17 protein-coding genes are annotated in these 25176 nt (G+C 32.5%); 9 read left to right on the top strand and 8 right to left on the bottom strand.

The features are described from left to right. Genes HM981_RS00475 through HM981_RS00455 form a run of 5 tightly spaced genes read left to right on the top strand, consistent with a single transcriptional unit; the run spans nucleotide 1 to nucleotide 5027 of the window. Entirely contained in the window at nucleotides 1-888 is an 888-nt protein-coding gene (locus HM981_RS00475; protein ID WP_246286081.1) for a DUF6268 family outer membrane beta-barrel protein, read from the top strand. 2 nt (nucleotides 889-890) lie between these two features. Beyond that, entirely contained in the window at nucleotides 891-2054 is a 1164-nt protein-coding gene (locus HM981_RS00470; RefSeq protein WP_179336619.1) for a sigma-54-dependent transcriptional regulator, read from the top strand. Nucleotides 2055-2066: 12 nt separating this feature from the next. Next, nucleotides 2067-2945 carry a PPK2 family polyphosphate kinase gene (locus tag HM981_RS00465; protein ID WP_179336618.1) on the top strand — a complete coding sequence of 293 codons (879 nt, stop codon included), beginning with the start codon at nucleotides 2067-2069 and terminating at the stop codon, nucleotides 2943-2945. Continuing rightward, nucleotides 2938-3456 (top strand): hypothetical protein, encoded by a 519-nt coding sequence (locus HM981_RS00460; RefSeq protein WP_179336617.1) that lies wholly within the window; start codon nucleotides 2938-2940, stop codon nucleotides 3454-3456. The genes HM981_RS00465 and HM981_RS00460 overlap by 8 nt, the downstream gene beginning before the upstream one ends. Before the next feature lie 32 nt (nucleotides 3457-3488). Beyond that, nucleotides 3489-5027 carry a carboxypeptidase-like regulatory domain-containing protein gene (locus HM981_RS00455; RefSeq protein WP_179336616.1) on the top strand — a complete coding sequence of 513 codons (1539 nt, stop codon included), beginning with the start codon at nucleotides 3489-3491 and terminating at the stop codon, nucleotides 5025-5027. Nucleotides 5028-5149: 122 nt separating this feature from the next. On the opposite strand, the gene HM981_RS00450 is transcribed toward HM981_RS00455, so the two are convergent. The 3 genes from HM981_RS00450 to lysA all read right to left on the bottom strand — a co-directional run bounded on the left by HM981_RS00450 (nucleotide 5150) and on the right by lysA (nucleotide 11170). Then, the gene (locus tag HM981_RS00450) at nucleotides 5150-8416 is read right to left on the bottom strand and encodes a S41 family peptidase (protein ID WP_179336615.1); all 3267 of its coding nucleotides are present in this window, start codon (nucleotides 8414-8416) and stop codon (nucleotides 5150-5152) included. 405 nt (nucleotides 8417-8821) lie between these two features. After that, a complete protein-coding gene (locus HM981_RS00445) occupies nucleotides 8822-9865 on the bottom strand; it encodes an AI-2E family transporter (protein WP_179336614.1) in 1044 nt (347 codons plus the stop codon). A gap of 99 nt (nucleotides 9866-9964) precedes the next feature. Next, nucleotides 9965-11170, bottom strand: a complete 1206-nt coding sequence (gene lysA / locus HM981_RS00440; protein WP_179336613.1) for a diaminopimelate decarboxylase — start codon at nucleotides 11168-11170, stop codon at nucleotides 9965-9967. A gap of 156 nt (nucleotides 11171-11326) precedes the next feature. Between lysA and HM981_RS00435 the strand changes: the two genes are divergently transcribed. Then, nucleotides 11327-11983 carry a hypothetical protein gene (locus HM981_RS00435; protein WP_179336612.1) on the top strand — a complete coding sequence of 219 codons (657 nt, stop codon included), beginning with the start codon at nucleotides 11327-11329 and terminating at the stop codon, nucleotides 11981-11983. Between the two features lie 139 nt (nucleotides 11984-12122). Beyond that, nucleotides 12123-13313 (top strand): ADP-forming succinate--CoA ligase subunit beta, encoded by a 1191-nt coding sequence (gene sucC, locus HM981_RS00430; RefSeq protein ID WP_179336611.1) that lies wholly within the window; start codon nucleotides 12123-12125, stop codon nucleotides 13311-13313. Nucleotides 13314-13454: 141 nt separating this feature from the next. Here sucC and HM981_RS00425 read toward each other — a convergent pair whose 3' ends face one another. Both HM981_RS00425 and HM981_RS00420 read right to left on the bottom strand, forming a co-directional pair. Beyond that, a complete protein-coding gene (locus HM981_RS00425) occupies nucleotides 13455-13715 on the bottom strand; it encodes a DUF1456 family protein (protein ID WP_179336610.1) in 261 nt (86 codons plus the stop codon). A gap of 125 nt (nucleotides 13716-13840) precedes the next feature. Beyond that, a complete protein-coding gene (locus HM981_RS00420; protein WP_179336609.1) occupies nucleotides 13841-14644 on the bottom strand; it encodes an alpha/beta hydrolase in 804 nt (267 codons plus the stop codon). 142 nt (nucleotides 14645-14786) lie between these two features. Between HM981_RS00420 and HM981_RS00415 the strand changes: the two genes are divergently transcribed. Continuing rightward, a complete protein-coding gene (locus HM981_RS00415) occupies nucleotides 14787-15188 on the top strand; it encodes a TerB family tellurite resistance protein (RefSeq protein ID WP_179336608.1) in 402 nt (133 codons plus the stop codon). A 110-nt stretch (nucleotides 15189-15298) separates the two neighbouring features. Here HM981_RS00415 and uvrB read toward each other — a convergent pair whose 3' ends face one another. The 3 genes from uvrB to HM981_RS00400 all read right to left on the bottom strand — a co-directional run bounded on the left by uvrB (nucleotide 15299) and on the right by HM981_RS00400 (nucleotide 22516). Continuing rightward, nucleotides 15299-17302, bottom strand: coding sequence for an excinuclease ABC subunit UvrB (gene uvrB / locus HM981_RS00410; protein WP_179336607.1), 2004 nt, complete (start codon nucleotides 17300-17302; stop codon nucleotides 15299-15301). Between the two features lie 159 nt (nucleotides 17303-17461). Beyond that, nucleotides 17462-20179 carry a T9SS type B sorting domain-containing protein gene (locus tag HM981_RS00405; protein ID WP_179336606.1) on the bottom strand — a complete coding sequence of 906 codons (2718 nt, stop codon included), beginning with the start codon at nucleotides 20177-20179 and terminating at the stop codon, nucleotides 17462-17464. Between the two features lie 33 nt (nucleotides 20180-20212). After that, a complete protein-coding gene (locus tag HM981_RS00400) occupies nucleotides 20213-22516 on the bottom strand; it encodes a T9SS type B sorting domain-containing protein (protein ID WP_179336605.1) in 2304 nt (767 codons plus the stop codon). 242 nt (nucleotides 22517-22758) lie between these two features. Here HM981_RS00400 and HM981_RS00395 point away from each other — a divergent pair, with 242 nt between their 5' ends. Continuing rightward, nucleotides 22759-25110, top strand: a complete 2352-nt coding sequence (locus tag HM981_RS00395) for a T9SS type B sorting domain-containing protein (RefSeq protein WP_179336604.1) — start codon at nucleotides 22759-22761, stop codon at nucleotides 25108-25110. Nucleotides 25111-25176: the final 66 nt, after the last annotated feature.

Genomic DNA, 25176 nt, shown 5'->3' with positions numbered 1-25176 from the left:
ATGATTTTACGCGTTTCAAAATGTTATACAATTCTAGCCATTGTAATGCTATCTTGTTTTCATTTTGCGAATGCTCAACTCACAGATTTAGCACGTTTAGAATATTCATTTATTCCAAGTACTAAATCAGAAGATCAATATACCAGATTAAGAGCTTTAGTAAATTATCCTATTAAGCTCAATGAAGACGATTACTTAATTATTGGAGGAGAATATAATAGAATATTATTAAATCTTGAAGATAATTACTCGTTTAACACTGAGCAGCTTAGTAAATTGCATGTCATAGATTTAAACATTGCATATACATTTAAGTCTAATTCTAAATGGCGCTTCGGATTTAAGTTAAATCCGCGTATCGCATCTACATTGACAAAAGAGTTAACGTTAGATGATACATTTCTAAATGGAGGAGCATACATGGTAAAAGATAGAACTAAAGCAGATATAGATAAACCTTACCGACTTATTTTAGGACTAACATATAATACAACAGCAGGTGTGCCTTTTCCATTGCCATTTATTAGTTATTACAGACGTGTTAATGATAATTGGTCATTTAGTGCAGGTGTTCCCAAATCTAATTTGAAATATTTTTTTAATGAAAAAAATATGCTCCAAACATTTGTTGGTTTAGATGGTTATTATGCCCATTTACAACAAGACACAGAAATAGCAGGTAAAAATGTAGATCATATTTCATTATCTGTAGCTGTTGCAGGACTTGGGTACGAATATTGTTTTACAAAACATCTAGTGGCTTATTCTTATGTAGGCTATACCTTAAGATTAAATAACGTATTAAGAGATAAAGACAGAAACGATGTTTTTAAGTTGAATGATTTAAACGCTTTTTATTTTAGAAGCGGATTAAAATTTAAAATATAATTATGCCAAAAATATTAATAATAGAAGACGAAGCAGCCATACGTAGAGTATTAGTTAAAATACTTTCTGAAGAAAATGATACCTATCAGTTAGAAGAAGCAGAAGATGGTCTCGTTGGAATTGAAAAAATACGAAAGGATGATTATGATTTGGTTCTTTGTGATATTAAAATGCCAAAAATGGATGGTGTTGAAGTCTTAGAAGCTGTAAAGAAGATTAAGCCAGAAATACCAATGGTTATGATTTCTGGACATGGCGACTTGGATACCGCTGTCAATACGATGCGTCTTGGTGCTTTTGATTATATTTCTAAGCCACCAGATTTAAATCGATTATTAAATACAGTACGTATTGCTTTAGATAGAAAAGAGCTTGTTGTAGAAAACAAGATGCTTAAAAAGAAAGTGAGCAAAAACTACGAAATGATTGGGAATAGTGATGGCATCGCTCGTATCAAAGATATGATTGATAAAGTTGCACCTACTGATGCTCGTGTTTTAATTACAGGTCCTAATGGAACAGGAAAAGAGCTTGTAGCACATTGGCTACATCAAAAAAGTGAACGTTCCAAAGGACCAATGATAGAGGTTAATTGTGCAGCAATTCCAAGTGAGCTTATTGAAAGTGAGTTATTTGGTCATGTTAAAGGTGCGTTTACATCTGCGGCAAAAGATAGAGCAGGTAAGTTTGAAGCAGCTAATCAAGGAACTATTTTCTTAGATGAAATAGGAGATATGAGTTTGTCTGCGCAAGCCAAAGTATTACGTGCTTTACAAGAAAGTAGAATTCAGCGTGTTGGTAGTGATAAAGACATTAAGGTAAATGTAAGAGTTGTTGCAGCAACCAATAAGAATCTTAAAAAAGAAATTGCCGATGGTAATTTTAGAGAAGATTTATACCACAGATTAGCCGTGATTTTAATTGAAGTCCCAGCTTTAAATGATAGACGAGAGGATATTCCGTTATTAATCAATTATTTCACAAAAAAGATCTCAACCGAACAAGGAAATACTAGCAAATCATTTTCAGATAAAGCGATAAAATTACTTCAGAATTATGATTGGACAGGAAATATTCGTGAACTTAGAAATGTTGTAGAACGTTTAATTATCTTAGGTGGAAATGAAGTAAGTGAAAGTGATGTGAAGGCATTTGCCTCAAAATAAAATAGAGTAATTATGAAGGATGCACATATAGATGATTTCAAAATTTCATCACAAATAAAAATTAAAGATTTACCAACATCTTTTGATTTAGGAATAAATAAAAAGAAGATAGAACGCGAATTAAGAACGCTTAGCGAAAATCTAGCAGACATTCAAAATACCATGTATGCTCATGGTAAATATTCGGTTTTAATGTGTATTCAAGGTATGGATACTGCAGGTAAGGATAGCTTAATTCGTGAAGTTTTTAAAGAGTTCAATGTTAGAGGAATTATAGCACACAGTTTTAAAAAGCCAACAGAATTAGAGTTAAAGCACGACTATCTTTGGAGACACATGAAAGCTTTACCAGCTAGAGGTAAATTTGGTATTTTTAATAGAACACATTACGAAAATGTTTTAGTAACAAGAGTACATCCTGAATATCTAATGTATGAAAACATGCCCAATGTAAATACTTTAGATGATGTAGATGAAGCGTTTTGGGACAGACGATTCAATGAAATTAATAATTTTGAAAAGCTAATTGCAGACAATGGTACTATTGTTTTTAAGTTCTTTTTAAATCTTTCTAAAGACGAGCAAAAACATAGATTATTAAGACGATTAAACAAACCTGAAAAAAATTGGAAATTCTCTCCAGATGATTTAGACGAGCGCAAATGTTGGGATGAATATCAAGAATTTTACGAAGATGCTTTAAATAGAACTTCAAAACCCCACGCACCTTGGTATAATATTCCTGCAGACGATAAATCAACAGCAAGATATATTGTAGCAAAAATTCTTTATGATACATTAAAAGAATATAAAGACATTAAAGAACCAGAATTACCGCCACATCAAAAAGAAAATATAGATCTATATAGAAGTCAATTGGAGAATGAATAAGAACGAAGACAATCTTCCCTATTACCAATTACCTGAATATTCAAAAGAATTTACAGCCGGAACTGTGGCTGCACGTATGGTAGATGCTTTGGGATTTCGATATTATTGGTCTACATATTGTTTAACTCCTAAAGATTTAGCTTATAAAGTTAATGAAGAGGGCAAATCATCTGAAGAAACGATAAACCATATTTATAGTTTGTCTAAAACTATTGTAAACTCCACGTTGAAGCAGCCTAACATTAAAGAAAAAGAAGAATTAACATACACTGAATTACGATCAAAAACGTTACACAATCTTAAAATAGCTGCAGATATTTTAAGAACGAGTGATGATATTTCGCAATTCCAAATTATTTCTGCTGATCGCGAGATTCCTTTTTGGAATCAAATTAATGGACCTATTGCAGATTCCATTTGGCATTGTGGGCAATTGGCTGTTTATAGAAGATCTACAGGAAATCCTATGAACCCAAAAGTGAATCATTTTTTAGGGAAAGTAAGGGGTTAGTTGCCTAAGAGCCTGACTTAAAGACTTAAATAATGCGCTTTTTTAATCTGATTATAGTTTTTGTTGTATTTAGTGTGTTTGCATCTTCAGCCCAAGAAAAATCTGAGCTGCTATTTAGGATTCTAAACGTAGAATCTAAGCAACCTATTCCGTATGTTACCATTCAATTTGCTCATAATAAGAATGGAACTATCTCTAATGCTTTAGGTGATTTTAGGATACCAATGCGCTATAAGGTTGAAAGTGATTCATTAATTATTAGTTGTATTGGTTATAGTACAAAACGAGTTTCACTTGCAGGATTACCGGAAAAGTCTTTCCATACCATATATCTAATTCCTAAAACAGAAGCACTTAATGAAGTCGTTATAAATGCTAATGATAAAAAGAAATTGTTAGCAAGACAAATTGTTCAAAAAGCTATAGATAATATTAAAAATAATTATCCTGTAGAACCTTTTTCATATATGGCGTATTACAGAGATTATCAATTTGCAGATGAAGAATATATCAATTTAAACGAAGGTATTATTGAAGTTTTTGATCAAGGTTTTTTAACGCAAAAAATTAGTAATCCATCAAATAGAACAGCATTATATAGTTATAAATTAAATACTGAATTTATACAGGATTCTTTATTAAGTAATTCTGTATATAACAAATCAAAACAGATTAATGATGGAAAAATGGGAAGTAGTATTGGTAATGAGTTAACACTATTAAATATTCATAACCCAATTCGAAACTTTAATATTAGCAGTTTTTCATTCGTTTATATTTTAGAAAAAGACTTCATTGTAAATCATAATTTTTATAATAAAGGCATTATTTTTTTAGATAATGAAGAACTTTATAAAATTGAATTTTCAGCTAAAAGAGATATTACTAGATATGCCTATAAAGCAAATGGATTTATCTATATCTCAAAGGACGATTTTTCAATACACCGATTTGATTATAATTTATTTTCAAATAGTCCTAGGAAGTTAATTTTGGCCTTAAACATTGAGTACAAAAGGCAAGAAAATGACAAGATGTATCTTAATTATATCACATTTAATAATAATTTCTTTATAACTCAAAATGATGCGTTAAAGGTGGAGAGTTCATTGTATGATAAAAATATAAGTGCATTTATTATTAAATTTAATAGAACTTTAGACAGAAGTTCAATAGAGAAAATTAGCAACGTTAAAATATCGTTTCAAGATAAAAAACTACCAATTTATAGTTTAAACCTTATTGATTCTAAAACGGTTGAGGTTAAATTTAATAAAGAAATTTCAGGTTTTTTAAATAAACAAAATAGAGTAGATGAAGCTCTATTTAGTTTCAAGCTTAAAAACTTTAAAGATGTTCGTGGTTTTAAGATGAAAAAATCAAAAGTTGAAGGCTACCAATTCAGAGAACTTTTTGTGCAACGCGTATTTTTAGATAAAATGTTAAGTAGTACGCTATTGTATGCAGAAAAAGCATTGTCACTAAAACATGCGCCAATTAACGATTTGAAAACCGAAGATTATTGGCTTAATTCTCCTTTAAAACAAATGAATGAAAACATTCCTGATTAGATTATATATTGGTCTGTTTTTTTATTTTCTTACCTAATATACTAGATACACTCCGTACTTTTAATTAATGCGAAAAAGCTTATGGCAAATACCATTACAATGTCTAATTCTAATATTGTTTATTAATTCCCTTTCGCTGGTTGTAAAAATTTAGGAGCTTTAATTTCTTTTTTAATTCCCAGTTGTGACATCAATTCTTCAACGGCTTTTTCAAGTTGAGGATCATTTCCTTTGGACAGCTCTTTTGCATCTTGTCTAACCTCTATGTCAGGAGAAACACCTTTATTTTCTGCAATCCACTCATTATTTATAGGATCAAAGACCGCATTGTCTGGAGACGTTAATCCACCTCCATCTATTAATGCATAATGTGTAGAAGATTTTACCAATCCTCCCCAAGTTGTCATACCTATTAATTTGCCAGCTTTTTGTTGTCTAAATACCCAAGGAAAGAAATCTCCTCCAGAACCTGCAAGTTCATTAATCAACAATACCTTTGGACCTAAAATACCAGCAGGAAGTTTCATTGGTTTACCGTTTGGCACTTCATTAGTCAGTCCTGCTCTTAGACTTCGTGTCATTAGATCTACCATATAATCATCTAATAACCCTCCACCATTAAAGCGTTCATCAATCACAGCACCTTCTTTATCTTGTTGCGCAAAATAATAACGATTGAAAGAAACAAAACCTGGTCCACCTGTGTTAGGTACCCATATATAACCTAAACGACCATTAGATAATTTATCAACTAATCTTCGATTATCTTCAACCCAAGTACGTTGTCTTAAAGAGTTTTCACTTCTAATGGGCTCTACAATTTCAGTCCAATTGCCTTTAAACTCTGGTTGGTCATTGATGTGAAGAATGGTTTGTTTTCCTGAAGTGCCATCTAAGTATTTATAGAAATTATCGTCGGCTTTAATTTCATTGCCGTTAATACCAACAATATATTGACCTTCTTTTATTTTTAGTCCAGGAGCATCTAAAGGTCCAGATAATCCTGGGTTCCAATTTTCTGTGGTGTAAATACGTTTAATTTTCCAATAGTTGTTGTCTGTCTCTAAGTCTGCTCCAAGTAAACCTGCTGTAGAACGCTCAACATCTGGATAATCTCCACCAAAAACAAAACTGTGACCAACAGATAATTCTCCATTAACTTGATCTAAAATATAAGTGAGATCAGCACGATGCTTTATAAATGGCACTAATGGAGCATAACGTTTGTAAACCAATTTCCAATCGCGACCATGTGTATTTGGATCGTAAAAATAGTCTTGCTCATAGCGCCAAGCTTCCTCAAACATTTGTTCCCATTCAGCAGAGCGATCTAATTTCATTTGAAGATTTACTTTTAGACGTTTCCCACCTTTGGCATCAGAACCGCCTGTGTTTGCCACTTGCCAATCTCCATTAATTTGGGCTAACATATGTTCGCCATTTGCAGTTACAGAAAGGGACTGTACACCAGATGCAAATTCGTTGCTTTCCTGCTTATTAAGATCAAACTTAAACAGCTTTGCTCCTCTATCATTTGCTGTATATTCAGAAATAAACATAGTGCCTTTTGGTCCAGCAGTGATAGAGCCATAATATCTCGAAGGCATTGGTAGTGCTAAAGTTCTACGACCAATATTCTCAAAGTCAATATTTATTTTTTTGTCCTCGTCATCTTTTTTATCGGTCTTGTCTTTTTCTTCCTTTTTGGTATCACTTTTTTCTTCTTCGCTGTCGTTTTTAATGTCTTCTTCATCACTTTTTGGTTTAAAAGGCGAATCGTCATTAGCATCTAAATTAATAACATAAGCAGTATAGGCAGGGTCTGCTGTCATAGAGCTTGTATTTGCCCAACCAGATTGGAGCGCAACATCTGTACTTGCTAAAAAATAAATTTGTTTTTGGTTTAAATCCCAAGCAGGTGAAAACGAATCTGCAAAAGTATCTGTAATTGGTTTTGTAACATCTTTTTCTAAGGAATAGAGATAAATCTGTCTAAAATTATTAGATGCTGATTTTTCATAAGCAATCCAATGACTATCAGGTGACCATTTTAATTCTATACGTCCACGTTCCAGGTTGTTACCTCCAATATCAAATGTTTTAATTTTTTTTGTTTCTAAATTCACGAAGCGTAATCGTACATCATCATCTACAAATGCAATATATTTTCCGTCAGGAGACCAAGTTGGATTCCATCCTAATTTAGATTCTCCTATTGAGATCACTTCAGGTTTAGATAAGCCATCTTGAGTAGATAACATTAAAGCATAGCCTTTTCTATTGGCATCCGAAAACCACGCAATTTTATCTCCTTGTGGAGACCAAATTGGTCTTCTGTCTGCAGTACCAGAACTTTCTGTGATATTTCTAGAATCTCCAAATTCTACAGGAACTGTAAATATATCTCCACGAGATTGCATAATGGCACGCTTTCCGTTTGGAGATAATGATTCTGACTGTGTTGAGTTTGAAACGTCTTCCCATTTGGTTTCGGCCCAAGGGAAATCGCCAACAACATTGATATTTAATTGTGTGGATCTACCAGTTAAAATAGTCATGGTATGTAAATAACCATCACGTTCATAAACCAAAGTACCATCATTTCCGCTTAACCATTTAATATCCGAACCTTTAAATTTGGTGATTTGATTTAAAGCTTTCGTCTGAGGATTATAGGACCAAATATTAGCGACTAAATCTCTATCAGATAGAAAATAAATTTTATCACCTAACCATAATGGTTGAATATCAGTTGTACTATCATTAGGTAATAGTATTTCATTTTGACTTTCTAAATCTAATATAATGAGTGGTGTATTTTGTCCTCCTCTATAAGCACGCCATTCTACATCCCAACGATCCATTTTATCCACAATCATTTGCTTTCCATTGGGAGAATAGGCACCGTCATCACTCCATTGCTTTGTTAATAGTTTTGGAGCACCACCATCAACAGAAATGGTATAAAGTCTATTGTAAGGCCGTGGTGCAGTGTCTCTATTGCTAGCAAATAATACGTGCTTTCCATCATTCGTCCAGCCTCTAACTGTCGATCCGCTTGGGTGCCAGGTTAATCGTTTTGGTTCTCCTCCATTTTTAGAAACCACGTAAACGTTATTTGTTCCTGCTCTGTTAGAGCTAAAAGCAATCCAATTACCATCTGGTGAAAAGTAAGGATTAGATTCTCCAGCAGCCGTTGAGGTAATACGTATTGCTTTATTCGAATTCAATTCTGAAACCCAAATGTCGCTGCCATAAGTATAAGTAATGTGCGTAGCGCTAATGTCTGGTTGTCTGAGTAATCTTGTGCTTTGTGCAAAAGTTATAATACTTGAAAACAAAAATAAAATGAATACGTAAATGTTTTGGATAAAATAGTGTGGTTTCATGCTAGAGAGATGATTTACTTAATAATGAGATTGCTGTTATTCACTTATGAATAACTGAACTATTAATTATTGATAATAGATACTTTGATATTCACTTGTCTTTTTCAACTGAAATATCAAAATATATTTTTTGTAAAAGATAGTAGAATTATTATCTAGATACAACTTTTTAGTTGTAAGATATTGTTATTAAGTCTTTTGTGTTTTTTTATAAAAAGGGAATATAAGGAGAATAATTAAATACAAATCACTTTATATTTTAATGACTATAAGTAGTGTTTACTACAATTTTATATTCAATTGAAGTTAATAAGAAAATTAGCAAGAGTTGGTGTTGTGAGACTTATAATAATGAGTAATAGTATGGGTAATTACTCAATAAGTAAGACGCATTAGCTATATCAGTTAATTTTTAACGTCGCTATTCTCGATAACCTCATTAGTTTTACCATATTCTTCTGTATAGATTTTTACTAAAGCCATAAAAATACTAATCAATAATGGTCCAAAAATTAATCCTATAAAACCAAATAAAGGGACACCAACGATAACTCCAATAAGCGTAATTAAAGGGTGTACGTCATCAAGTTTTTTTAATACAAATAAACGAATAATATTATCTGTAGAACCTACAACAACAATACCATAAATTAAAATTCCCCATGCTTGCGTAGATTCACCTGTAGATAAGGTTAATATAAATACAGGTATAATACCAACAAAAGTTCCAACAAAAGGAATCATAGAACCAATAGTTACAATTACGAACCAAAATAAGGGATCTTCTATACCAAAAATAAGAAAACCAATTAACGCAATTAAACCTTGTGCTAAAGCTACTAAAGGAATTCCGATGGCGTTAGATTTTACCATGGTTTGAACTTCTTTTCCAATTTCAGCAATATTATCATTATTCATAGGGATGTAATGACGTAGGGATTGTCTCAATTCCTTACGATTGGTTAGCATGAAATAAAGCATAAAATACATTAAGCCAATTGCAATAAATAAATTAAAAGTGTTGCCAGCCATACTTTGAAGGCTTTCAGATAGCCATGAGGTAATACCTTGCGTATCAATTTGAGAATTAATATCAAAACCTGTTTTAGCTTCGAGTCTCCCTAATTGTTCTTTAAAAGCATTAATTACTTTTTTACTATTATCTGCGGCTTCAGATAATTTGTTACCTAACATATATCCAAAGCCAGTTAATGGAATAAGAACAGTAACAAAAGAAGCAAGCATGAGTGTAATGGCTGCCAATGAAGGTTTCCAAAGGTATTTATGGACTAAGGTTTTCATCACTTTCCTTAGTAAAATATAAAATGTAATTGCGCCTAAAACTCCACTCAAATAAGGGAGCATTTCACGAAAAATCAAACTACCAAATAGGATGATTAATAGTAAAACAAAAATTTGACGGATAATTTTAGGCGCAATCTGGTTCATAGGTATGATATTACACTTTCAAAGATAATTGTAAACTATATTGAAATGTACTTCAATCCCACAAAAAGTTAACCCAGTTACAAAATAGTTGATTAAGAACTATATAGCAATTTCTATTTGGTTATTTAAGATATCTTCAAAAACCTCACGTTTTCTAATTAAATGAGCTTTTCCTTTATATACTAAAACTTCTGCAGGTCTGTAACGCGAATTATAGTTGCTAGCCATAGAATAGCAATAGGCTCCAGCATTTTTAAAACATAAAATATCATTTTCCTTTATTTCAGAAATACGTCTGTTACTCGCAAAAGTGTCTGTTTCACATATATAACCAACTACAGAGTAAAAACGCTCTCGTCCTTTAGGATTAGAAATATTAAGAATATCATGTTGAGACCCATATAGCATTGGTCTTATTAAATGATTGAATCCAGAATCTATCTGAGCAAAAACAGTAGATGTTGTTTGTTTTACCACATTTACTTTAGCTAAAAAGACACCAGCTTCACTCACTAAAAATTTCCCTGGTTCAAAAGCTAAGGTTAAATCTCTACCATATTCTTTACAGAATTCGTTAAAACGAATAGATAGTTTTTCACCTAATTCTTCAATATTTGTTTCAATATCTCCTGTTTTATAAGGCACTTTAAATCCAGAACCAAAATCAATAAATTCAAGATCTTTGAAGTTTTTAGCGGTTTCAAATAAGATTTCACTCGCATATAAAAACACATCAATATCTAAGATGTCACTTCCCGTGTGCATGTGAATACCGTTAATATTCATTTTTGTGTTTTCTACAATACGAAGTAAAAGCGGAATCTGATGAATTGATATTCCAAATTTACTATCAATATGTCCAACGGAAATATTGGTGTTACCACCAGCCATTACATGAGGATTAATACGAATGCAAACCGGAACCTTAGGATGTTTAGTTCCAAATTGTTCTAATATAGAAAGGTTATCAATATTAATCTGAACCCCTAATTTTGCTGCTTCTTCAATCTCTTCAAGAGAGACTCCGTTTGGAGTGAAAATAATATCTTCAGGTTTAAAACCTGCTTTTAAGCCTAAACGTAATTCTTGAATAGAAACGGTATCTATCCCAGAACCCAATTTATTAAATAATTTTAAGACTGAAATATTAGAAAGCGCTTTAACTGCGTAGTTAAGTTTTAACTGTTTTACCTTACTAAATGCTTTTGTTAATCGTTTATATTGAAATTCGATTTTTTCAGCATCATAAACATAGACTGGACTTCCAAAATCCTTTGCAATCTTTAATAAGGTATTCTCTTTCATTTTTTTTGTTTCTTAAATGTTATGGGTCAAAAATAGATGTAATCCTTTTTAAAAACATAAAAATGATAAAATAAAGCTATTTTTACACAAAATGTTAAATAGTTAACAAAATGAAAAAGCTATTTAATTATTTGAAAACTATAAAAATTTAACTGCATGAAAACTATTGCCTCTTGTGTTCAGGATATTATAGTCGCAAGTCCTTTTTTAGAAGAAGGCTTATCGCGAGAGATTATTAATTTTTCGGCATTAGCGAAAGATTTAAACGAGCCAATTTCTAAGATGTTAAGAAAACCAGTGAAAGATGGTGCTATAATGATGGCATTAAGACGTTATCAGCAACCTTTAAATCTAGAGAATTCAAAAAGTCTAAAAAAAGCTTTTAATGCCTTAGGAGATATAACTGTACGTTCTAATTTAAGTGATTTTACATTTCAAAATTCAAATACTTTAATACATAGTCATTCACGGATTTTAGAAAATATAAGTGAAAATCAACAGAAGTTCTATGCCTTTACACGTGGCGTGTTTGAAAGTAATATTATTATTTCAACTTCAGAAAAAGAAAGTATTCTTAAAGCCTTTAAAAATGAAACACAAATAGGTTTACAAGAAAAATTATCTGCTATTAGTATTTATTTACCAAAAGGCAATTCTAAAATAGTAGGCTTATATTATCAAATTTTTAAACGTTTAGCTTGGGAGAATATCACATTATATGAAGTGGTTTCTACAACCAATGAATTCACCATTGTTGTAGAAGATTATTTGGTAGATAAAGCATTTTCGGCTATTAAACGTTTAATAGATTAACCAGATTATTATAAAAATAGTGGTAGACTTATAAGTCTAGATTTGTTTTGCATGGTTAATCGTTAAATCAATAATAAAAACTATTGCTAAAAACTATTAGTATGCTTATTTTTGTTGGACCAATAAATTTCTGATTAAAATGAATTTACACGAATATCAAGGAAAAGAATTATTAAGTAGTTTTGGAGTACGTATCCAACGTGGTATTGTAGCTCACAACGCTAAAGAAGCTGTAGATGCAGCAAAGCAATTAACATTAGAGACTGAAACAGGTTGGCATGTTATAAAAGCACAAGTTCATGCAGGTGGACGTGGAAAAGGTGGTGGAGTAAAATTGGCCAAAAACCTTAAAGAAGTTGAAGAAATTGCAGGACAAATCATAGGAATGGATTTGGTAACACCTCAAACTTCTGCAGAAGGAAAACGTGTTCATCAAGTTTTAGTTGCTGAAGATGTTTACTATCCAGGAGAAAGTGAGCCAGACGAATTTTATATCTCTGTTTTATTGAACCGTGCTACTGGTAGAAATATGATTGTATATTCTACAGAAGGAGGTATGGATATTGAAACTGTTGCAGAAGAAACACCAGAATTAATACATAACGAAGAAATTGATCCTGCTACAGGGATTTTACCTTTTCAAGCGCGTCGTATTGCTTTTAACTTAGGTTTATCTGGTCTTGCTTTTAAAGAAATGACAAAATTTGTTACCGCTTTATATACAGCTTACGATAAATCTGATGCCTCTTTATTTGAAATCAATCCAGTTTTAAAAACTAGTGATAGCAAAATAATGGCAGTTGATGCTAAAGTAACTTTAGATGCAAACGCATTATACAGACATAAAGATTTAGCAGAATTACGTGATTTACGTGAAGAGAATCCTATTGAAGTTGAAGCAGGTGCTTTAGGTTTAAACTATGTGGATTTAGACGGAAACGTTGGTTGTATGGTAAATGGTGCTGGTTTAGCAATGGCAACAATGGATTTAATTAAGCAAGCAGGTGGAGAGCCAGCTAACTTTTTAGATGTTGGTGGTACTGCTGATGCGGCTAGAGTAGAAGCAGCTTTTAAAATTATATTAAAAGATCCTGCTGTAAAAGCTATCTTAATTAACATCTTTGGTGGAATTGTAAGATGTGATCGTGTTGCACAAGGTGTCATTGATGCTTATAAAAACATGGGTAATATTTCTGTACCAATCATTGTGCGTTTACAAGGAACAAATGCAGACATTGCAAAAGAATTAATTGATAATTCTGGTTTAGATGTAATGAGTGCAACTGAATTTCAAGAAGCTGCAGATAAGGTTCAAGAAGTTTTAGGATAAACTATGATATCCTGTAAGGTATTTGTGCTGAATTAATTTCAGTATCTAACTTAACAGGTATTACATAAATTAAAAAAGAGCAACATTTAAATGTTGCTCTTTTTTGCTTTAATAAGTGTTAAAGTATAGAAATCTAGAATCCTAATCTTTTTTCTTTTCCACTTTCTTTTTCTCTCCTTTTTTAGGCATTGGTCCTCTTAAATGAATTATTAAGGCATTCAAGAAGTTTCTTAGAATCTGATCTCCACATTCCATATATTTGGGATGGTCTTCATTTCTAAACAAAGCATTAAGTTCACTTTTTGAAACTCTAAAATCTACCAATTCTAATATTTTAATAATATCATCATCTCTTAATTTGTGTGCTACTCTGAGCTTTTTGAATATGTCGTTATTCGTCATTTTGAATTTATTTTCGATTCCTCAAAAATAGGAATTTATTACTTTTATACTTCGGTTAAATTATTTTAGTCAGTTGTACCTATTTGTGTCTTCTAGTTTAAACATTAATTCATGGTTTAAAAAGCTTATTCGCTTAACCATTGATAAGCCATACCAAAATGTTCAGCCCAAAGTTTTTCATTATGTTGGCCACCTTTTATATTATGAACTTCAAACTGATATGTACTTATATTTTTTTGTATTAATAAGGTAATCATTTTTTCTAATTCTGGGATCATAGTTTCACTTTCATTTGTACCAGCTAAAAAATAAAATTTAGATGTTTTTGGAATTTCTGAGTTTTTAACTAGATCAAATATTTCAGGATTTATCCAAAATGAAGGAGAAAATACGCCAGCTTTTCCAAAAGTTTCAGGATATTTTATCACAGCATAGAACGAAATTAATCCACCTAGTGAAGAACCAAATATGGTTGTATGTTTTGCTTCAGGTTGAGTTCTGTAGGTTTTATCTATGTGTGGTTTTAAGGTGTTTTTTATAAAATTGAGATAAGAATCTCCTTTCCCTCCTCCATGTATTTCATTTTGATATGGCGTCAGTTCTTCTATTCTTTCTTCGTTGCCATGTTCTATACCTATAATTATACTTTCGTTATCGGTTAACGTATCTAAATACTCATCGACTTCCCATTCTTCTGCATACGATGTTTCTGCATCAAATAAGTTTTGAGCATCGTGCATATAAATTACGGGATAGGTTTTTTTAGAGTTTACATAATTTGTAGGTAAATACACCCAAATAGTCTTTAAAGTGTCTAATTGTGGTGCTGCGATTGTGAATCTTGTAACATTCTCACTTTTAGTTGTTTGGCTTGTTGTTTCGTTGACGATAAATGCTAAGATTAGCAAGTATAAATGCTTCAATTTCATGGTGTACCCTAAATTATATATTGATAAACGTTTAAAATTGCCGACCAATTACATTTAATTTTTCGACAAGATACATTATATCAACGACAATAAAATAATGAACTGATGTAACTTTACATTGTAAAATAAATCTTGATAAATCATGGTTAATCGTGTTGAAAAACTGAGCTTGCTTTCTGAGATGATAGCCTTTGCTCAAACAGATGAGAATATAAAATCTATTGAATATAAATTTTTATTCAGTATTGCAAAACAGTTGGAGATTTCTAAAGAAGACTTCGAGTACCTGTTTACGCATCCTGTAACTTATGTGAATTTAAAATCACATAGCGAACGTATTGTTCAGTTTCATAGATTAGTATTACTCATGAATTTGGATCATAAAGTAGCACCTAAGCAATTGGTTAAAATTCATAACTTTGGATTACGAATGGGTTTAAGTCATGAGTCTATAAACCGTGTTCTTGATTTAATGGATAGTTTCCCTAATAAAATGGTGCCACCAGATTTTTTAATTGATATTTTTAAAGTGCAGTATAATTAGTGTTGTTAGTTGAGAAAATAGATGATTTTAATTTAAAGATAAGCGATTTTACACTTCAACACTTCAACACTTCAACACTTCAACACTTCAACACTTCAACACTTCAACACTTAAGTCTTTAATCCATCAAGTTTATTCTGATACGCAGTAATTTCATCTCTGAAACGTGCTGCTTCTAAAAAGTCTAGAGCTTTTGCAGCTTGTTCCATAAGTTTGCGACGTTCTCTTATTTTCTTTTCAAGTTCTCCTTTATTTAGATATTCACTTTCAGGTTCTGCGGCTATTTTGGCATCTAATTCTGTTCTGTAAGTACTCACAGAATTTTTTGATAATGCACTATCTAAACTCTTGTTTAAAGCTCTAGGGACAAGGTTGTGTTTTGTATTGTATGCAATTTGTTTTTCTCTTCGATACTCAGTTTCATCCATCGTTTTTTGCATGCTTTTGGTAATTTTATCAGCATACATAATAGCTTTTCCGTTGAGGTTTCGGGCAGCTCTACCAACGGTCTGTGTTAAGGATCTTGCTGAACGTAGAAACCCTTCTTTATCGGCATCTAAAATAGCAACTAATGATACTTCTGGTAAATCTAAACCTTCACGAAGTAAATTTACACCAACCAAAACATCAAAAACTCCAGCTCTTAGATCTTGCATGATTTCTACACGTTCTAGCGTATCTACATCACTATGTATATATCTAGTTCTTACAGAAATTCGAGTTAAATATTTGGTTAATTCCTCAGCCATTCGCTTAGTAAGTGTAGTAACTAAAGTACGTTCGTCTTTTTCAACACGTTCTTGGATTTCTTCAATTAAATTATCAATCTGATTTAGACTTGGTCTAACTTCTATAATAGGATCCAATAATCCTGTAGGTCTAATTACTTGCTCTACATAAACACCATCGGTTTTTTGCATTTCGTAATCTGCAGGTGTTGCAGAGACATAGATAACTTGATTTTGAAGCGCTTCAAATTCTTCAAATTTTAAAGGTCTATTATCCATGGCTGCAGGCAATCGGAATCCGTAATCTACTAGATTTACTTTTCTGCTTCTATCTCCTCCGTACATGGCATGAACTTGAGAAATGGTTACGTGACTTTCATCTACAACCATTAAAAAATCATCAGGAAAATAATCCAGTAAACAGAATGGTCGTGTTCCTGGTAATCTTCCGTCTAAATATCTTGAGTAATTTTCAATACCAGAGCAGTAACCCAATTCACGTATCATCTCTAAATCGAATTCGGTACGCTCTTTTAAACGTTTTGCTTCTAGATGTTTACCTATATCTTTAAAATAATCGAACTGTTTTACGAGATCGTCTTGTATGTCTTTTATCGCACCATTCAAAACATCTGGAGACGTTACAAACATATTGGCAGGATAGATATTTAAACGATCGTAACGTTCTATAATCTCATTAGTTCTAGAATCAAAGGCTTCAATTTCTTCGATTTCATCTCCGAAAAAGTGAATTCTAAAAGCATTATCAGAGTAACCAGGGAATACATCGACGGTATCTCCTTTTATTCTGAAATTTCCATTTTTAAATTCGGATTCTGTTCTAGAGTATAAACTTTGTACTAATTGATGTAATAATTTGGTACGCGAAATAACTTGATCTTTCTCTATAGAAATTACATTCTTCTGAAATTCCACAGGATTACCAATACCATATAAACACGATACTGACGCAATTACAATGACGTCACGACGACCAGAGAGTAGAGAAGAGGTTGTACTCAATCGCATTTTCTCAATTTCTTCGTTTATAGATAAATCTTTTTCAATGTAAACACCAGATACAGGAATGTAAGCTTCAGGTTGGTAATAATCGTAGTAGGATACAAAATACTCAACGGCATTTTCCGGAAAAAACTGCTTAAATTCTGAATAGAGTTGGGCTGCCAAGGTTTTATTGTGAGCCAAAACCAAAGTTGGGCGTTGCACTTCTTCGATAACATTAGCAACTGTAAAGGTTTTACCAGAACCTGTAACTCCTAAAAGGGTTTGGTATTTTTCTTTATCAGTAATGCCTTTGGCTAGTTTTTTTATAGCTTGTGGCTGATCACCAGTAGGTTTAAATTCAGATTCAATTTTAAATCGCATTTAGCAAAGTTACGATAAAGCGATTATATTTTAATTGTGAAGTGAGTTACAATTGCGTTAAAATAAAATAGACTTCAAGATATTAATTCTGAAGTCCATTTTATAGATTGTAATATGTGTGAGGCATTTTTTAAAATTAGAAAGTAGGAGTTATAAAACCTAATGCTTTAAAGCAAAATGACCTTTAAGTTGTTTTGCGTTTTTTAACGTGATTAGGTACCAAAAATCATTGGACTCTAACATTTTTCCGTTATAATATCCATCCCAAGAATAGTTGCTTGGAATTAGTTGTTTAATAAGTTTTCCGTATCTATTAAATATGAGAATCTCTTCAACAATATTATTAGGGTCAACAACGGTCCATGAATCATTAAACGTATCATTATTAGGTGTGAAAAATACAGGAATAAAAAGTTCTACTGCTGCTGTAATTTCGAAGTTAAGTGATTTTAAAACACACCCATTTTTATCTCTAACATATAAAATATGTGAACCGTCTGCAAGATTGTTAAAGGTATTTGATGCCTGAAAAATAGAATTGTCTATAGCGTATTCATAATCGATAGAAGTATCAGTCATGCTGATGCTAATTGTATTTGTATTTATACTAATATTAGATTCGTCTAATGAAAAATCTAAAGCTGCGTTAATTTCTATATCAAAATTACTTTCGCTAAAGCAAATGTTAGGCGTTGTGCCAATTTCGTTATAAATGTAAATGGTTTGTGAAGAAGAAATGGCATCACCAGCATTAAGTGCTGTTCCCGAACCATCTGTTCCTGTAAAATAATTACCATTGGTAAGAGTTGGTAATATGTATTCGGCACACACCGTTTGGTCTGCAATACTATCTACAGCAGGAGTCGTGCTCACAGTGACGTCAAAACTGGTTTCGTTATCACAAATGTTAGGAGCAGTTCCAATAGCACTATAAATGTAAATGGTTTGTGAAGAGGAAATGGCATCACCAGCATTAAGTGCTGTTCCCGAACCATCTGTTCCTGTAAAATAATTACCATTGGTAAGAGTTGGTAATATGTATTCGGCGCACACCGTTTGGTCTGCAATACTATCTACAGCAGGAGTCGTGCTCACAGTGACGTCAAAACTCGTTTCGTTATCACAAATGTTAGGTGCAGCTCCAATAGCACTATAAATGTAAATGGTTTGTGAAGAAGAAATGGCATCACCAGCATTAAGTGCTGTTCCCGAACCATCAGTTCCTGTAAAATAATTACCATTGGTAAGAGTTGGTAATATGTATTCGGCACACACCGTTTGGTCTGCAATACTATCTACAGCAGGAGTCGTGCTCACAGTGACGTCAAAACTGGTTTCGTTATCACAAATGTTAGGAGCAGTTCCAATAGCACTATAAATGTAAATGGTTTGTGAAGAGGAAATGGCATCACCAGCATTAAGTGCTGTTCCCGAACCATCTGTTCCTGTAAAATAATTACCATTGGTAAGAGTTGGTAATATGTATTCGGCGCACACCGTTTGGTCTGCAATACTATCTACAGCAGGAGTCGTGCTCACAGTGACGTTAAAACTCGTTTCGTTATCACAAATGTTAGGCGCAGTTCCAATGGCGTTATAAATGTAAATGGTTTGTGAAGAGGAAATGGCATCACCAGCATTAAGCGCTGTTCCTGAACCGTCTGTTCCTGTAAAATAATTACCATTGGTAAGTGTTGGTAATATGTATTGGGTACACACCGTTTGGTCTGCAATAGCATCTACAGCAGGATTATCAATATTTAATTGAGCAGTATTTGTAATTAAAGGACAAGCGTTATAAGTGACTTCACAATAGTATTGATTTCCATTAAAACTAGAAGGAGCACTTGTAATATCTAGCCAACTATTTTGAGGATTAGAATATGGACTACTATTAGGAACATTGGTCCAATTTCCAGAAGAATCAAGAACTTTCCATTGGTATTGAAAAATACTATTGTTTAAAGATGTTGTAAAAGTTACACTACCATTTTCACAAATAGTTTGTGTTATAGGGTCTATAATCTCTGGTAAATTATTTGTAATTGGATCAGCTGTATGCGTACCTAAATCCGAACAATCTTCATTAGAATTAATATTCCAATTACTGATATCGTAAGTAGTTTGAGGAATTGGCGCATCTGCATTTCTAATAACTGTATAGCCTCTTTCATCAGGAGCGTTTACGATATCAATAAGAACACCATTGTTTAAAAGTTCAAATTCATCATTATCATTAATCCCTGTTGGAATATTGAAGTCAACATCTAACGGAGAACAGTTAGTTCCGGTTCCCATTTGAATCACAAAAGTATCCATTGGTGGAATTGTACCTGTAATATTATCAAAAGTATTATTTGGCGTTGCATTGCCAACATCTCCGTAACGGACAATAACATACGTACCATCAATTACCACAGGAGAGGTTGTAGGATTATAAAGTTCTATAACAGCATAATCACCAGAACTAGCATCATAAATTTCAGAAATATAAATATCAGCAGAAGAACAATCTGAGGCTATCAAAGTGAAATCTGAAGCTGAAGTTCCTGTACAGCCACCAGTACTTATTATAGAAATACCAGAAGAATTACCTATGCCAGCTGGTACAAGTGCCGTAATTTGAGAATCATCAATAATTGTAAAAGTAGTAGCAATACCATCAATAGTAACAGTGGCTGCAGTACTAAAATTACTACCACTAATAGTAATCAATGTGTTTTCTGGTCCATTTGAAGGTGTAAAAGCATTAATTATTGCTGCAGGACAAAGTATGTTCTCCTTTAATGTTTCATTATTTGTTACAGCAAAACCTGTACTCGTAAAAATTAAGCACAGGGTATAGATACAGTAAATTAATTGTTTAATGCGTTTCATTACTTTTATTTAAATATTGAAAAATAATTGAATTTATTTATTGAGATAAATCCATCCCGCTATAGGCTCAGAATCACTATTTGAATTATTTAAATTTAATATATAAAAGTAAGTGCCTACAGGTAGTACGTTATCGCTATTTAAAATACCTTTGTTTGCTATTCCGTACCATTTATTATCATTATTTCCTTGAAAAACTAATGTTCCGTAACGGTTATATATTTCTAATTTGTGATTTGGATATACATCATATAATCCCTGAATATTAAACCAATCATTTTTTCCATCATTATTAGGTGAAAAACCACTCGGTATAATTAAATCTTCAGGAACCGAAGGAATCTCAAAACTGATAGATTCTACAACACAACCATTACTATCTTGCACATATAGTATATGAGTACCTCCAGAAATATTTGTGAATTCATTATCCGTTTGAAAACTAGAACTATCAATAGCGTATTCATAATTTATTGATGTATCCGTCATTGTAACAGTAATGGTGTCATCATTTATAGTGAAATTACTAGCGTCAAGAGTAAACGCCACTGAAGGATAGATTGTAATTTGAAAACTACTCTCATTTGAACACGTGTTTGGAGCTGTACCAACTTCATTATAAATATAAATAAGTTGTGATGTTGAAATTGTATCACTAGCATTAAGTAAAGTTCCAGAACCACTAGTTCCAGTATAATAATTACCATTGGTAAGTGTCGGTAATGTGTATTCTGAACACACAGATTGATCAGAGAGCGTGTCTACATCAGGCGCATCAATTATAGTAATGTTAAAACTGCTTTCGTTAGAGCAAACATCAGGCGCAGTCCCAATTTCATTATAAATATAAATTGTTTGTGATGTTACAATTGTATCACCAGTATTAAGTAGCGTACCAGAACCATTAGTGCCTGTAAAATAGTTACCATTTGTTAATGTTGGTAAAGTGTATTCTGAGCAAACAGACTGATTAGATAATGTATCTACATCTGGAGTGCCAACTATAGTAACATTAAAACTACTCTCGTTAGAACAGAGGTTTGATCCCGTTCCAACTTCATTATAAATGTAAATAGTAAGTGAAGATGAAACAGCGTTACCAGCACTAAGTTGTGCTCCAGAACCATTAGTTCCTGTAAAATAATTACCATTTGTTAGCGCAGGTAAAGTGTATCCTGAACATTCAATTTGATTAGGAAGTGTATCTACTTCTGGATTTGAAACTTCAAGTTGTGCGGCATTAGAAATAAGTTCGCAACCTGTAGCTGTTAAAATACAGTAATACTGATATCCATTAAAAGTCTCAGGAACGTTAGAAATTGTTAATGTATTACTTGTTGTTCCAGAATAATTACTATCATTTGTAACATTAACCCAATTGCCAGAGTCATTAAGCACAAACCATTGGTAAGTGTAAGTTCCTGTAGTTACAGATACTGAAAAATTAGTAGTTCCATTTTCACAAATAGTTTGGTTAATAGGTTGTGTAATACTAGAAGAAGAACCTCCAGTTGCTGTATGTGAACCTAAATTAGAACAATCTTCATCTTCTAATAAAAGCCATTCGTTAGCATTATATGTCGTACTTGGTGCCGCTGCATCGGCATTTCTAATAAAGGTAAATCCAATTTCATCATCAGTGTATAAAACATCAATTACAGAACCGTTTTTTACTAAGTTTAGTTCATCATCTTCATTTATACCTGCAGCAATAGTAACATCTGCAGATAATCCGCTACAAGTATTCCCGGTGTTACCCATTTCTATAATATAAGTGCTAAAAGGTGCAATACTACCTATTAATGGAATAACAGTACTAGAACTTGTATCACCAATATCACCATAGCGTATAACTTCGTAATTAGGGCTTAAGCTTATAGTTGTATTTGTTGGGTTGTAAAGTTCTATAACACCATAACTCCCTCCATCGGAATCATAAGCTTCTGAGATATAAATTTCGGAAGCTGTATCACAATCAGAGTCTATTAATGTATAACTACTCGCTGTTGTAACTGAACATCCGCCTGAAGTAGTTAATGTAATATTTGAAGTGTTAGAAACACCAGCAGGAACAGTTACTAAGATTTCAGTGTCATTAGTAATAGAAAATGTTGCATTAATACCATTAAAATCTACAGAATTGATGCTTGTAAAATCACTACCAGTTACTGTTATTTCTGTGTTTATAGGTCCGCTTGATGGGCTAAAGAGATTAATAATTGGATCTGGACAAGCTTCACTAATTATTGTTTCTTTTGTGAGAGCGTTGGTCCCAGACAAAAATGAGAAGTTAAAAAATAGAACAAAAGCTGAAAGTAAAAAAATAGATTTCTTCATTATTATATATAAAAAATAGTCTGCTAATGTATAAAAATAAATTGAGTCTTTTCCTACCGTTAATGTTAGGTTGGTTTTAATTTATTGTTATCTCTTTGAATCATTACTTGTATCTCGAATATTTTGACGTTAAAGCACGATGTATGTAGTAAAAATCAAGACCTGTTAACAAATCTTTTAACATCTTATTTCGTTTTTAGTAAAACTTAGATATGTATCTTTGCATTCCCTTAAAAATGAAGATGAAAAGTAAGAGAAATTTACTAATTGTTACCCTTTTATTTTCGCTATGGAATTATGCTCAGAATATTTCTGTAGACAGTCAAACCTATTCTCCACAGCAGCTTATAGAAAACATACTTATCGATAGTGACTGTATAGAGAATGTCATTGTTACAAATATCTCAGGTGGTGATTTTGGAGGTACAGATCAGAGTTATGGTTATTTTGATGCCACAGGTACAACCTTTCCTTTTCAAAGTGGTTTGGTACTTAGTACAGGAAGACTTGAAAATGTTCCCGGTCCAAATACAAGTTTAAGTGATGATGATGCTCCAAACTGGCAAGGAGATGTAGATTTAGAAGTCGCTTTAAGTGAATCGGGTACTATAAATGCTACAATTTTAGAATTCGAGTTTACCTCTGTAGCGTCGCAAATTAGTTTTAGGTATATTTTTGCTTCAGAAGAATATCAAGAAGGAAACTCTAACAGTTGTCAATTTTCAGATTTATTTGGGTTTTTAATTCGTCCTGCATCAAGTCAAGATCTCTATGAGAATATTGCTTTAGTTCCAGATACAAATACTCCTGTAAAAGCTACGACTGTCACACCAGGTGTCCAGGGTAGTTGTGAACCTCAAAATGAGACTTATTTTGGGAATTATAACGATGCAAATGCATCTATAAATTTTAATGGGCAAACAGCTATCTTAACAGCAACTGCCAACGTAATACCTAACGAAACGTATCATGTAAAATTAGTTATTGCAGACGAACAAAATTACAGATATGACTCTGTTGTGTTTTTAGAAGCAGGGAGTTTTGAGTTATCTACCGATGTTGGTCCTAATAGATTACTCGCTACACAGAATGCACTGTGTGAAGGAGAAACTTTAGAATTAAATATTAACGATGTAGGATCACCGTCATACAATTGGTTTAAAGATGGCGTTTTAGTACAATCTACTCCAAATGGTTGTGTAGATTGTGGCATATTTACGGTCACTGAATCTGGAACATACAACGTTGAAGTTGGTTTAGATGATGGTTGTATCTCTTATGGAGAAGTTGTTATTGAATATGCACCTTTACCAATTGCCGTTGATTCTATTTTAATTGAATGTGATGTTAATCAAGATGGTTTAACTACGTATAATTTATTTGATGCTACTACAGATTTAACTGGCGCTAATGGAGCTTTAGCAGTCGCCAGTTTTTTTCTAACTGAACAAGAGGCTTTAGATCTTATAAATCCAATTTCTAATCCACAAAGTTTTGAAAATACAACACCTTTTCAAACCGTATTTGCTTACGTTGTAAATCAAGCAAATTGTTATGAAATTGCAGAATTAGAATTACAAACTTCAAATAATATGTTGGTTATTCCAGATCTTGAAGCTTGTGATGGAGTGGTTGTAGATGGATTTGCAACTTTTAATTTAAATGATTTTGAATTAGCAATCCAAAATCAAATTCCTATAGGAGCTTCATTAGCTTTTTATGCAACAGAAGAAGATGCGTTTAGTGAAACTAATGCACTTTCAAATACTTATGAAAATACGATAGCTAATTTTCAAACCATATATGTAAAAGTTAAAAATGGTAATCAGTGTTTTAGTATTTCCATGGCTAATATCAGTGTTTTGTATACTCCGGTTTTAGAAGCTGATGAAACAGTGATTTACTGTACTAACACATATCCGGAAACCATTACTTTATTGGGTGGTGTGCTAAATGATTTGCCTAATAATTATTATTACGAGTGGTTGTTTAACGGAGTGTCTACAGAAGTTAATACCACTTTTAATGAGGTAAATGAAGCAGGAATATATGACGTTATTGTAACCGATCCTAATGGCTGTTCTTCTAGTAGAACAATTACTGTTAATCCTTCTAATACAGCAGAGGTAGAAAGTGTTTCTGTAGAAGGGGTTGCGCCAAATAATGTAGTTACAATAAATGTTAATGATCCTAGTGATTATGAGTTTGCTATTGGTGTTGATGGCTTATATCAAGATAGTAATGTGTTTTTTAATCTTTCAGAAGGATTTTATACCGTTTATATTAAAGACCGAAATGGTTGTGGTGTAACAGAACAAGAAATATCTGTTTTAGGTTTTCCAAAATTCTTTACACCAAATAGTGATGGAGACTTTGATACTTGGCGTGTTATTGGTGAAAATGCACAGTTTAGCCAAATTAAATCCGTACATATCTTTAATCGATATGGAAAGTTGGTTTCAGTGCAGAAATCCTTAGACGTAGGTTGGGACGGTACCTACAACGACCGTAAATTACCTACGGATGACTATTGGTTTGTCGCTCATTTTATTGATGGTAAAAAGTATACAGGACATTTTGCCTTAAAACGATAGTTATACATTATAGTTTTTGTGTCGTGTACTTGAATCTTCAATGACATTAAGTTTTGCAAACTAACT

The organism is Winogradskyella ludwigii (assembly GCF_013403985.1).
In the GTDB taxonomy this organism is placed as follows: domain Bacteria; phylum Bacteroidota; class Bacteroidia; order Flavobacteriales; family Flavobacteriaceae; genus Winogradskyella; species Winogradskyella ludwigii.
This window is presented reverse-complemented; position numbering and strand designations above follow the sequence as displayed.

Bases quoted from the DNA above. Each gene is read 5' to 3' on its own strand.
- HM981_RS00445 (WP_179336614.1), bottom strand. From the start codon at position 9,865: ATGAACCAGATTGCGCCTAAAATTATCCGTCAAATTTTTGTTTTACTA.
- HM981_RS00400 (WP_179336605.1), bottom strand. From the start codon at position 22,516: ATGAAGAAATCTATTTTTTTACTTTCAGCTTTTGTTCTATTTTTTAAC.
- HM981_RS00395 (WP_179336604.1), top strand. From the start codon at position 22,759: ATGAAAAGTAAGAGAAATTTACTAATTGTTACCCTTTTATTTTCGCTA.
- HM981_RS00450 (WP_179336615.1), bottom strand. From the start codon at position 8,416: ATGAAACCACACTATTTTATCCAAAACATTTACGTATTCATTTTATTT.
- HM981_RS00405 (WP_179336606.1), bottom strand. From the start codon at position 20,179: ATGAAACGCATTAAACAATTAATTTACTGTATCTATACCCTGTGCTTA.
- HM981_RS00415 (WP_179336608.1), top strand. From the start codon at position 14,787: ATGGTTAATCGTGTTGAAAAACTGAGCTTGCTTTCTGAGATGATAGCC.
- lysA (WP_179336613.1), bottom strand. From the start codon at position 11,170: ATGAAAGAGAATACCTTATTAAAGATTGCAAAGGATTTTGGAAGTCCA.
- HM981_RS00475 (WP_246286081.1), top strand. From the start codon at position 1: ATGATTTTACGCGTTTCAAAATGTTATACAATTCTAGCCATTGTAATG.
- sucC (WP_179336611.1), top strand. From the start codon at position 12,123: ATGAATTTACACGAATATCAAGGAAAAGAATTATTAAGTAGTTTTGGA.
- HM981_RS00435 (WP_179336612.1), top strand. From the start codon at position 11,327: ATGAAAACTATTGCCTCTTGTGTTCAGGATATTATAGTCGCAAGTCCT.
- HM981_RS00425 (WP_179336610.1), bottom strand. From the start codon at position 13,715: ATGACGAATAACGACATATTCAAAAAGCTCAGAGTAGCACACAAATTA.
- HM981_RS00420 (WP_179336609.1), bottom strand. From the start codon at position 14,644: ATGAAATTGAAGCATTTATACTTGCTAATCTTAGCATTTATCGTCAAC.
- HM981_RS00465 (WP_179336618.1), top strand. From the start codon at position 2,067: ATGAAGGATGCACATATAGATGATTTCAAAATTTCATCACAAATAAAA.
- HM981_RS00455 (WP_179336616.1), top strand. From the start codon at position 3,489: ATGCGCTTTTTTAATCTGATTATAGTTTTTGTTGTATTTAGTGTGTTT.
- HM981_RS00470 (WP_179336619.1), top strand. From the start codon at position 891: ATGCCAAAAATATTAATAATAGAAGACGAAGCAGCCATACGTAGAGTA.
- uvrB (WP_179336607.1), bottom strand. From the start codon at position 17,302: ATGCGATTTAAAATTGAATCTGAATTTAAACCTACTGGTGATCAGCCA.
- HM981_RS00460 (WP_179336617.1), top strand. From the start codon at position 2,938: ATGAATAAGAACGAAGACAATCTTCCCTATTACCAATTACCTGAATAT.